The following is an 11,437-nucleotide window of genomic DNA, read 5'->3' on the forward strand; positions in this document are numbered from 1 at the left end:
TCTATTTCACGTCATCAGAAATAATTTTAATAATTACTTCTTCTTTTGGTTGTTTTTCAACAATTGTAAATGTTTCATATGCTTGCTGCTCTCATTCGGGGTTAATTTCTTTGTTTGTATAAAGTGTCATTATTGTTTCTCCAACTTCAACAGCTTCACCAAACCCTTTATTTAGATAAATTCCTGCAGCATGATCAATCGACTCTTCTTTTGTTTGACGACCTGCTCCTAAATGCATTGACAATAGGCCCAAACCTTCAGCTTGGTTGTATTTAACAAAACCCTTAGTTTTAGTTTTAATCTCAATTTTGTGTTTATTAGTAAAAACTTGATCATAATTTTCCATAACACTTCAATCACCATGTTGAGCAATCACAAATTCTTTAAAGAAGTGTGCAGCTTCACCGCTTTGCATTTTTTTGTAAACATCTTTTTTAGCTGTTTTTAAATCATCAAAGATTTTTGCTTGTAACAAAGTAACTCCAACAGCTGTTGCCACCAATTCGTTAAAATCTTGAGGCCCTTTTCCGTGTAATGCATCCCATGCTTCTTTAACTTCGATTGCATTACCGATTGCTTTTCCTAAAGGTTTATTCATATCAGTTATCAATACTGCGATTTTACGTCCATGTTCACGACCAATTCCAATCATTCTATTTGCAAGATCTTCGGCTTGTTCAACAGTTTTCATGAAAGCTCCATCACCAGTTTTAACATCTAAAATTAATCCATCATTTTCAATGATTAATTTTTTTGACATTATTGATGCAGCAATTAATGGCATTGAATCAACAGTGCCTGTAACGTCTCTTAATGCATAAATTTTTTTATCAGCAGGAACTACGTCATTTGACTGGGCAATTAATGACATCCCCACCTCGTTAACAACTTTAATAAATTCATCATTTGTTAGTTCTGATTGTCATCCTGGGAAAGTTTCTAATTTGTCGATAGTTCCACCAGTTTGTCCCAAACCTCTTCCTGATAACTTACACACTTTAATTCCATAAGATGCAACTAGTGGTGAGAACACAAGACTAGTTTTGTCCCCTACTCCTCCAGTTGAATGTTTATCAGCTTTAAAACCTTGAACTTTGCTTACATCATAAGTTTTTCCTGAGTTAACATATGCTGTTGTTAATGCTGCTGTTTCGCGATTGGTCATACCATTAAAATATATAGCCATCGCCATTGCAGAAAATTGATAATCAGTAACCACACCTTTTACATAATTTGAAATCAATCATTCGATTTCTGCATTTGATAATTCGATTTTATGCTTTTTCTTTTCAATCAATTCTGAAAATGTCATTTTATACCTCTTTTATTCAACCATTAAATTATACCTCACTAATAAAAATTTCTAAAAATAAAGATAACCAACATTGTTGGTTATCTTTATTTTTTTCCAAAATTTAATAAAAAACGAAGAAATACCTTCGTTTTTTTCTTTTGAAGTTTTTTAACTTATTTAAAATTTACTTCAATCGTATTTAGTGTTGCATGGAGTGCATAGAACTACTGTCTTATTTTTCTTTAAATTATGTGATGTGTGAATTGTGTCTGAAATTTCTGCATTACATTTGTCGCAAATATTTTTTTTCATTTTATATCCCCCTTTATATTTATTATCAGCTTTTAAATTAAATTTTGTTTACTTTTTTAACAAATAAATAACAAATTATTTTTATTTTTTCCAAAATTTGGTAATTTTACGGAAGATTTAGAATATTCGAAAATGTTATACTTATAAAGTATTACTAAACAAAGGGGAACAAAATAAAATTATGGGATTTGATAAACAAAATAGAGTTTACAAAGAATGAATCAACACACCAAATTTAGATAAAGAATTACAAGAAATTTTAGCAAAAGCCAAAGATGAAGAATTACAAGCAGCTTTTAGTTTAGAACTAGAATTCGGAACAGCAGGAATTAGAGGAATCTTGGGGGCAGGGCCTGGTAGATTTAACTCTTACACAATTAAAAAAGTAACAATTGCTTTTGCTAAATTATTGATTAGCAAATATCCACAAAGATTAAATGATGGAATCGTTATTGGTCATGATAATCGTCATAACTCAAAAAGATTTTCACAATTAGTGGCTGAAATTTTAACAAGTTTTGGCATCAAGTCTTATTTATTTAAAGATAACGACATGAAACCAACTCCGGTGGTAAGTTTTGCTACCAAAGCACTTAACTGCATTGGGGGAATTGTGATTACCGCTTCACACAATCCGGCAGAATATAACGGATACAAAATTTATGATCCATATGGATGTCAATTAATGCCTGAAGATACAGATGTAATCGCAGAAGAAATGGAAAAAATTAATGATATATTGAATTGAAAATTTAATTCAAATCTAAAATTATTGGAAGTAGTTCCCCAAAATGTTGTTAATCAATACTTTGCTATGATTGAAGGATTAGAGTTTTATAAAAATGAACAAGCATCTAAAAAGAAAGTTAAAATTGTTTTTTCGGCCGTTAATGGAACCGGTACTGAATTTACACCAGTTGCATTAAGAAAATCTGGATATGATGTAATTGAAGTTGCAGAACATGCTTTTGAAGATTCGACATTTAAAAATGTCGTTAATCCAAATCCAGAGTTTGACCCCGCTTGAAAAATACCTTTAGAATATGGTGTTAAACACAACGCAGATATTATCATTTTGAACGATCCTGACGCTGACCGTTTTGGAATGGCAATTAGACACAGCGGTAAATTTATTAGAATAGATGGAAATCAAACAGGTCCAATTCTAATTGATTGAAAATTAAGCAATTTAAAAAGACTAAATCAAATGCCGAAAAATCCAGCTTTGTATTCAAGTTTTGTTACATCTGATTTAGGTGATCGCATCGCCCATGAAACTTATGGTGTTAACATTGTTAAGACATTAACGGGATTTAAATGAATGGGTGGAGAAATCGCTAAAGAACCACAAACAGGATTAAATTTTGTTTTTGCTTATGAAGAATCATATGGTTATGTTTTGGACGCATCCACTAGAGACAAAGACGGAATTCAGGCATCAATAATGATTGCTGAAGCATGCTGATATTATAAAAACAAAAACATGACTTTAGTTGATTATTTAAATGAATTATTTGTTAAATACGGATACTATTTTACAAACACTATTAACTTGAATTTTAAGTTAGAAGAGAAAACTGCTAAAATGGATCCAATTATGTCAAAACTGCGTAATGAAGGATTAACAAGTTTAGCAAACATGAAAGTTAAGATGATAGAAGATTATAAAAATGGTCTTCACAACATGCCAGGTCAAAATTTAATTAAAGTTTATTTTGAAGATGGTTCTTGATTTGCGGCTCGTCCGTCAGGAACTGAACCAAAATTAAAAATTTATTTTGTGGTTGTTGATAAAGATCAACAAGCAGCCAAATTGAAACAAGAAAAAATGTGAACTAACTTAAAACAAATTTTAAGTTTAGAAATTTAGGAGATAAAAATGACAGTACATATAGAAGCAAAAAAAGGTGAAATCGCAAAATTTGTGTTAATGCCAGGAGATCCGTTAAGAGCCGAAAAAATGGCTAAGAAATTTTTGAAAGATCCCAAACTAGTTAATCAAGTAAGAAATATGTTTATGTATACAGGAACATATAAAGGTATGAAAGTTACAATTGCAGCTTCAGGAATGGGTAATGCTTCAATGGGTATTTATTCATACGAATTATTCAACGATTATGAAGTTGAAAACATTATTCGTGTAGGAACAGCAGGAGCATATAACAAAGACTTCCGTCCTTACTCTGTGTTTAATACAATTGAAAGTTATGGTGAATCAGACTTTGCCAAAATTGTAACTGGAAAAGATGATAAAATTTTAAAATCTTCAAAAATTTTATTTGATGCCATCGAACAAACAGCTAAAGAAATTAAAATGCCTATCATTACAGGAAGAGCGCATGCTAGTGATGTTTTTTATAGAAGTGATGATTCACTAAAATTAGCAAAAGAAAAAAATCTTGATGTTGTAGAAATGGAAACATATGGGTTATTTTCAAACGCAATTAAATTAAATAAAAATGCAGCGGCTTTATTTACTATTTCTGACAACTTAGTGACTGGAGAAGTTACCACATCAGAAGAACGTCAAAATAATTTTGATAAAATGTTTGAATTAGCATTGGAGACAGCTTTAAAATTTAAATAAAAAAATTAAAGACAAATTTCAAGAAAATAAATTTATACAAAATTTGTTTTTATTTAAAAAAAGCAAAAAAGGAGTTTAACATGAAAGATATTAAAAACATTAAGATAAAAATGAACAACGGAACATCAATTCCTCAATTTGGTTTAGGAACTTATTTAATGAATGATGAAGCAGCAGCCAAAGAAGCTATAAAATATGCCATTAGCATTGGTTATAAGCATATTGATTGTGCTTTTGTCTATCGAAATCAAAAGGTTGTTGGTCAAGCAATTAAAGAATCTGGAGTAAAAAGAGAAGATTTATTTATTACTTCAAAAGTATGAATTGATATGACAACTAAAGCTGATGTTTTAAAACAAATTGACACAATTTTAGAAGATTTAGAAACTGATTATTTAGATCTTTGTTTGATTCATTGATATACAAAATATTCAGTAGAAATGTACAAAGGTTTAGAAGAAGCTTATAAGCAAGGTAAATTAAAAGCAATCGGTGTTTCTAATTTTATGATTGAACAATTAGAACAATTTTTACCACAAGTAAATATTGTTCCGCAAATGAATCAATTTGAATTAAATCCATTATTAAGAAGACCTGAGTTAGTTAAATATTGTTTCGATAAAAATATTCAAGTAACCTCATATCAAACAATTATGAAAGGTAAAGTCGGAGAAATTGCTGAGATTCAAGACTTAGCAAAGAAATATAGTGTTACACCTTCTCAAGTTGCATTAAGATGAGCAATCCAAAAAGGCATTGTAGTTATTCCTAAATCTGTTACTCAATCACGTTTATTTGAAAATCAAGATATCAGCAAATTTGAATTAACAAAAGAAGACATACAATTGATTGATAAAATTCCCACTCAAAAAAATAATTCTTTAGACCCATATACTTATGGAGAAAAATATTTTAAAGAACACGGTATTAAATAAAATAAGCTCTTTTAGATTTACTAAAAGAGCTTATTTTATATCTTCATAGAAAGCTTTAAAAAATTCTTTTTCCAAAGTCAAGTTATTTCCCGGTGAAGAAGAAACCATCAAAGCAGCGGTTAAATTGTTTTTAGTGTCAATGATTCCAATCGAACCCAAGTAACCATCTCAACCAGCTTCACCTATTTCAGTAAGCGGTTCTAGTTCGTTTTTTAAACGTAGTCTAACCCCAAACCCATATGTGTAATCTTTATTTAGTGTTCATATAAATTTATCATGTAAATTTGGAATTTGATCAGATAAAATTTGATCAATATTTTTTTGTTCAAGAACATCATATTTACCTAAGAAGATATTCATAAGTTTAGCATAATCACTGGCTGTTGCGAACAAACCTGACCCACCCATTATGGCTGGAGGTTCTTCATAAAGTGTTTGCATTAAAAATTTAAAATTTTCAGTTTTTGTTAATAAATTTTTACCATCAACATTTTCTCATTTGTAAATATTCGCCTCACGTTCTTTATCAAAAACATAAAAATTTGTGTCCTTTAAATCTAAAGGTTCAAATATATATTTTTTACAAAAATTATTAAATTTTAAATTAGAAGCTTTTTCTATTACAGCACCCATCAAATCTAAACTTAGTCCATAGTTTCAATCGGTACCTGGTTCAAACAATAAAGGAAGAGCAGCTAAATTTTTGGCAAAATCTTGTAGAGATCAATTATTATTAATGTCATTTAATTTTCTCAAAAGACCAGTTGTTTGTCTTTGAGTTTCGTTTTTGTTTCCAAAATAAGTGATTCCAGAAGTCATAGTTAACAAATGTTTGATGGTTATCGGATTTTCTAAAGATTTTACCTTTGTAGATTTTTTATCAATCAAAACTTTTGTATTCAAAAATTCAGGAATAAATTTACTTATCGGATCATTTAATTCAAAAAGACCTTTTTGAATGCAAATAAAAGCCGCAATGACAGTTACTGGTTTTGTCATTGAATAAGCTCGAAAAATTAAATCATTGCTCATTGCCCTTTTGTTTTCGTAATCATCATAACCAATAGCTTGATCGAAAATTTTGTTTCCATCTTTATAAACACAAAGAACAGCACCGTTAAAATATTTTTCATCTATAAGTTTTTGTAAACACAAAAGTGAATTTTTAAATTTTTTCATATGACCTCGTTATCAATATTTTATATTAATAAAAAAACAAAATGTCTTATATTGATATATGAGACATTTTGTTTTTAATAGCCATTTTTATGTTCTTGGCCTTGAACAATAGCAACACCACCGCTCGTTCCTAAACGAGTAGCTCCTGCTTTGATCATTGCTAAAGCATCTTCTTTAGTTCTTACTCCTCCAGCAGCTTTAACTTCAGCTTTGCCTTTTACGGCATCAAACATAAGTTTTACATCTTCCAATGTTGCTCCTGATTTTGAGAATCCTGTTGATGTTTTAACAAAATCTAATCCAGCTTTTATAGATAATTCACAAGCTTTTTGAATTTCATCTTTTGATAAAAGACAATTTTCAAAAATTACTTTTAAAACTTTTCCTTTTGTAGCTTTTCTAACTGTTTTCAAGTCTTCTAAAACTTCAACATATTGTTTTGATTTCAATGCACCAATGTTGATTACCATGTCTATCTCATCTGCACCGTTTTTAATGGCATCTGCAGCCTCAAAAGCTTTTGCTTCTTTCGTTGCTGCCCCAAGTGGGAAACCAATTACGTTTGTAATCTTAACATCGCTACCTTTTAATAACTCTTTTGCTGTTTTTGTTCAATATGAGTTTACACAAACTGTTGCAAAGTCGAATTTTTTCGCTTCGTTGCATAACTTTTCAATATCTTGTAAAGTGGCTTCAGGTTTTAGTAATGTATGATCGATATATTTATTTAATTTCATTTTTACCTCACAACTATTATTGTAATATTTTTAAATAAAAATTAAATCATTGAATTACTATAAAGCTAAATCTTTTTTGTTGAATATCATCATTGAAATATATGTCAAGAGCGAAGAAGTAACAAGCGTAGTTGGCATCTTTCAATAAATTGCTTCAATTCTATCACCATAAATTGTTTGTGTTATCACATCTCCTTTAACAGCAATAATATCTTCTGGATCGAATAAATTTAATATATTAATTCAACCAATTATTTTTTCTAATGTTTTTATTGTTTCGGTTTTATTTGTTATTTGTTCCAAAACAGTTTTATCTATAATATTAATAAACATTACTAAAATTAAAAATGCTAATGATAATATAATTAACAAACTCGATTTTTTAATTAACATAGCAAATAACAATATGATACTCGCTAATAAAAACATCATTAAAAACAAGTTAGTATTTAACAAAAATAAAGAAAATAAATCCTTTGTGTGATCTACATTTTCGTAAATTTTGTTAAAGTCAGGAAATCTTAAACTCATTAACGCTTCGATAACAAAATTTAATAATGCAGTTATAAAAATTATTGTAATAATTAAGGCAAATTTAGTCATAAAAATTGTTTTTCTTGATAAGGGTTGAGTTAATCAAGAGGCCATATAACCTCTATTAATTTCTTTTGTAAATAAAACTATTATAAAAGAAATACTTATGAAACCAATTAAAAAACCAACTGCCGAAAATATATTTGTTAAATCTAATAACAAACCTATAGCCCCAACATAAGGTGTATCATTAACTTTTGTTCAATGGAAATAATTTGGCATTGATAAAAACATCAAAGATATCAAAGAAGGCAATAAGATAAAAATTATAGCTTGTATCTTAATTGATGAAAATTGTGTTTTAAATAATCTTAAATTAATCATTAAATTTTGTCTCCTCACCATAAAACTTCATAAAATGAGCTTCTAAACTAAACGGTATTTCTTTAAAACTTGATAAATCCATTTCAGAAATTTCACTTAAAAACGCATTAACATTTTTTTTGGAAATTTTAATAGTCATTGTTTTAGTGATTATGTCTTCTTTTTGAATCACTCATTTTTTTAATTTTGCTTTTTCAAATGATTCTTTTGTTGAAAAACTTAAACTGTAAATTCTATCAGCATCATTTTTCATTTCAACCATATTAATTTCAGAAACAATTGTTCCTTTTTTTATAACAGCAACACGATCGCATGTGTTATCAATTTCTCCAAAAATATGCGAGCTCATAAAAATTGTTGCCCCTTCTTTTTTGGCATTTAGAATAAGTGTGTTAAATTTTTCTTGCATTAAAGGATCTAAGCCAGAAGTGGGTTCATCCAAAATCATAATTTTAGGTTTATGCATAAAAGCTGTAATAATTGCAACTTTTTGTTTCATTCCTTTAGACATTTTTTTAATTTTTTTCTTTGGATCAAATTCAAAATACTTGATCAGTTTTTCAACATAACTTCATTCTACATTTTTTCTGATTCCAGCAATACTTTTTAAGTATTTTCATCCTGTGATATCTTCGGGTAAAGAAACTTCACCCGCTATATATCCTAAATCTCGCATTATATTTTTAGTATCACTTCAAATATCAAGACCCAAAATTGTTCCTGTCCCCTTATCTGATTTTATAAATCCAACCATTTGACGAATAACAGTTGTTTTTCCGGCTCCATTAGGTCCTATAAAACCAAAAACTTCTCCTGACTTTGCCTTTATTTTTATATCAAAACACCCCACACCTGGAGAGTATTCTTTTGTTATTCCGTTTAGATTAATTAAATTTGTATTTTCCATTTTTACTCCTATGAGTGTTATTCTACAAAAAAAAATTAAAAAGAAAAGATTTTTAACAAATATTTCATATTATTAATGTTTAAAAGAATTTATTTTTAACATTTTTGATAATTTTCTTATTTGTTTTATGTAAGTTAAAATAGAAATATGAATTAAAAAGAGGAGTAAAAAATGTTAAAGTTAGCAACAATAGGAACTTCGGCAATAACAGAAAAATTTATTGAAGCAGCTAATCAAATAAAAAAATTAAATATTATTGCAGTAAGTTCTCGTAAAAGAGCATCAGCAGAAGTTTTAATTAAAAACACTAATATAAATGCTAAAACTTTAATTGTTGAAGATTGAAAAGAATTAATAAACATAGTTGATTGTGTTTATATTGGCACACCAAATGGAACACATTATGAAATTGCAAAATTTTTGCTAGATAATAATATTCATGTACTTGTCGAAAAAACGGCCACTTTTAAAGTTTCTGAATTTAAAACTTTAATTCAAATTGCAGAAAAAAATAATTTAATTTTAATGGAAGCTTTTAGGCCTATCCATTATCCTCAGTACGATATTCTTAAAGATTTCAAAAAAAATCATCAAATTGTCACAGTTAATTTAACACAATCTAGTTACTCAAGATTTATGGATGATGTTTTACTTGGCAAAATTCCTTCTGGATTTGACTTTAATTTAGGAAGAGGAACAACTTATGATATGTTAGTTTATCCTGTAGAAATTGCCATTGATTTATTAGGTGATGTTAAACATGTAAAGTCATTGACTAGAAAACTTTCAAATGGAGTTTCGGTTATTAGCAATGTTTTATTAGAACATGAAAATGGAATTTTAACAACTATTAACAATTCTAAAATGTCATACTCTGGTATATATAATGAATTAGCAACTATTGATAAAACTAATTTAGTTTTTGATAATCCAGGAAATTTAGCAATTATTGAACTACATACATGAAAACAAAAATCTTCAAAAAAAGTGCAAACTTTGTTTGTTAAAGATAAAAATGTAAACGATATGATTTATGAAATTCAAAACTTTGTTGATATGATTTTGGATAACAATATTCAAGAAAGAAATCGCTTATTGAAGTTAACTCTAAAAACAATAAAAATTTTAGAAAGTATTGACAAAGAAATTGATTATTAAAAAAATAAAAACACCATATTTATTTGTCTATTGGGTTTATATACAAGTTAATAAGTATATAATTTTATTTATAAATTAATGAGGTATAAAATGTTAGATGTTAATTATATTGAAGACAATTTTGAATATGTCGAAAAGCAACTAAATAAACGTGGTGGCAACTTCTCTCAACAACTTAATAAGGTTATTGAAAAAAACAAAATTCGTAAAAGTATTTTATTAAAAGTTGAATCTTTAAAATCAGAAAAAAACAATTTATCAAAACAAATCGGTGAGTTGATGAGAAATAAAAATTTAGATGAAGCAGAAAAGATTAAAATTCAAAGTTTAAGTTTCGATTCAAAAATAACTGAACTAGATGAAAAATTGAAAGAAGTGTCAAAAGCATTAATTAATCTTTTACAATTCATTCCTAATGTCCCTAACGAAAATATGCCAATTGGTAAAGACGATAGCGATAATTATGTTGTTAGAACTTGAAATAACGGAGATTTAAAAAAATCTAATATACCTCATTGAGACATAGCTTCTAAATTGGGTTTAGTTGATTTTGAATCAGGACCAAAAATTAGTGGATCAAGATTTTTAATTTATACAGGCAAAGGTTCAAAAATAGTTCGTGCACTTGCAGATATATTATTGACACGCCACACAAACAACGGTTACAAAGAATTTTTTATTCCCTTGATTGTTAATGCAGAAGCAATGTATGGAACAGGACAATTGCCAAAATTTGCCGAAGATGCTTACCAAGTTGGAGAACAATATTTAATTCCCACAGCAGAAGTTCCTTTAACTAATTTGCACGCAAATGAAATTCTTGAAAAAACACAATTGCCATTAAATTACACAGCATTTTCACAGTGTTTTAGACAAGAAGCGGGTTCAGCTGGCAGAGATACAAAAGGCATGATTAGACTTCATCAATTTAATAAAGTTGAAATGGTTAAAATTGTGGAACCAAGTTATTCAATGGAAGAATTAGAAAATTTAACCAAAGATGCAGAAGCAATTTTACAAATGTTTAACTTACCTTATAGAGTTGTTGAATTGTGTACTGGAGATGTTGGTTTTTCAGCTACTAAAACTTATGATCTTGAAGTTTGGTTTCCAGAACAAAATAAATATCGCGAGATTTCTTCTTGTTCTAATTGTGGTGATTTTCAAGCAAGAAATATGATGACTAGATTTAAAGATTTTGATGGTAAAGTTAAATTAGTTCATACACTAAATGGAAGTGGTGTTGCAATTGATCGATTATTTGCAGCAATTTTAGAAAATTATTTTGATGGTGAAAAATTGATTTTGCCAGAAATTTTAAAATCATATTTCAATAACGAAGAATTTATCAAATAAGTCTATAGACTTATTTTTTTTCCGAGAAACAAATTGGTAAAATAATATTAAATT

At 28.2% G+C, this 11,437-nt stretch carries 11 protein-coding genes; 5 read left to right on the top strand and 6 right to left on the bottom strand.

Annotated elements, in window-relative coordinates; translation table 4 throughout:
• Position 1 precedes the first annotated feature (1 nt).
• Both ESOMN_RS00120 and ESOMN_RS03895 read right to left on the bottom strand, forming a co-directional pair.
• Positions 2-1,312, bottom strand: coding sequence for a thymidine phosphorylase (locus tag ESOMN_RS00120; protein ID WP_024863647.1), 1,311 nt, complete (start codon positions 1,310-1,312; stop codon positions 2-4).
• A 159-nt stretch (positions 1,313-1,471) separates the two neighbouring features.
• The gene (locus tag ESOMN_RS03895) at positions 1,472-1,606 is read right to left on the bottom strand and encodes a hypothetical protein (RefSeq protein ID WP_267878389.1); all 135 of its coding nucleotides are present in this window, start codon (positions 1,604-1,606) and stop codon (positions 1,472-1,474) included.
• A gap of 181 nt (positions 1,607-1,787) precedes the next feature.
• On the opposite strand from ESOMN_RS03895, the gene ESOMN_RS00125 reads away from it, so the two are divergent.
• The 3 genes from ESOMN_RS00125 (at position 1,788) to ESOMN_RS00135 (ending at position 5,128) form a co-directional block, all read left to right on the top strand.
• Entirely contained in the window at positions 1,788-3,476 is a 1,689-nt protein-coding gene (locus ESOMN_RS00125; RefSeq protein WP_024863648.1) for a phospho-sugar mutase, read from the top strand.
• A 9-nt stretch (positions 3,477-3,485) separates the two neighbouring features.
• A complete protein-coding gene (gene deoD, locus ESOMN_RS00130) occupies positions 3,486-4,193 on the top strand; it encodes a purine-nucleoside phosphorylase (RefSeq protein WP_024863649.1) in 708 nt (235 codons plus the stop codon).
• A gap of 80 nt (positions 4,194-4,273) precedes the next feature.
• A complete protein-coding gene (locus tag ESOMN_RS00135) occupies positions 4,274-5,128 on the top strand; it encodes an aldo/keto reductase (protein ID WP_024863650.1) in 855 nt (284 codons plus the stop codon).
• Positions 5,129-5,158: 30 nt separating this feature from the next.
• On the opposite strand, the gene ESOMN_RS00140 is transcribed toward ESOMN_RS00135, so the two are convergent.
• The 4 genes from ESOMN_RS00140 to ESOMN_RS00155 form a co-directional block, all read right to left on the bottom strand.
• Entirely contained in the window at positions 5,159-6,307 is a 1,149-nt protein-coding gene (locus ESOMN_RS00140) for a serine hydrolase domain-containing protein (RefSeq protein WP_024863651.1), read from the bottom strand.
• 74 nt (positions 6,308-6,381) lie between these two features.
• Positions 6,382-7,044 (bottom strand): deoxyribose-phosphate aldolase, encoded by a 663-nt coding sequence (deoC, locus tag ESOMN_RS00145; protein ID WP_024863652.1) that lies wholly within the window; start codon positions 7,042-7,044, stop codon positions 6,382-6,384.
• 57 nt (positions 7,045-7,101) lie between these two features.
• Positions 7,102-7,962 (bottom strand): ABC transporter permease subunit, encoded by an 861-nt coding sequence (locus ESOMN_RS00150; RefSeq protein WP_024863653.1) that lies wholly within the window; start codon positions 7,960-7,962, stop codon positions 7,102-7,104.
• On the bottom strand, positions 7,955-8,869 hold the full coding sequence (locus ESOMN_RS00155) for an ABC transporter ATP-binding protein (RefSeq protein WP_024863654.1): 915 nt from the start codon (positions 8,867-8,869) through the stop codon (positions 7,955-7,957). Before ESOMN_RS00155 ends, ESOMN_RS00150 begins: the two co-directional genes overlap by 8 nt.
• Before the next feature lie 171 nt (positions 8,870-9,040).
• Here ESOMN_RS00155 and ESOMN_RS00160 point away from each other — a divergent pair, with 171 nt between their 5' ends.
• Positions 9,041-10,027 carry a Gfo/Idh/MocA family protein gene (locus ESOMN_RS00160; RefSeq protein ID WP_024863655.1) on the top strand — a complete coding sequence of 329 codons (987 nt, stop codon included), beginning with the start codon at positions 9,041-9,043 and terminating at the stop codon, positions 10,025-10,027.
• Between the two features lie 90 nt (positions 10,028-10,117).
• Positions 10,118-11,383: a serine--tRNA ligase gene (serS, locus tag ESOMN_RS00165; protein ID WP_024863656.1), complete on the top strand. Its 1,266-nt coding sequence runs from the start codon at positions 10,118-10,120 to the stop codon at positions 11,381-11,383.
• Positions 11,384-11,437 lie beyond the last annotated feature (54 nt).

Origin of the sequence: Williamsoniiplasma somnilux (assembly GCF_002804005.1) — a bacterium.
In the GTDB taxonomy this organism is placed as follows: domain Bacteria; phylum Bacillota_I; class Bacilli_A; order Mycoplasmatales; family Mycoplasmataceae; genus Williamsoniiplasma; species Williamsoniiplasma somnilux.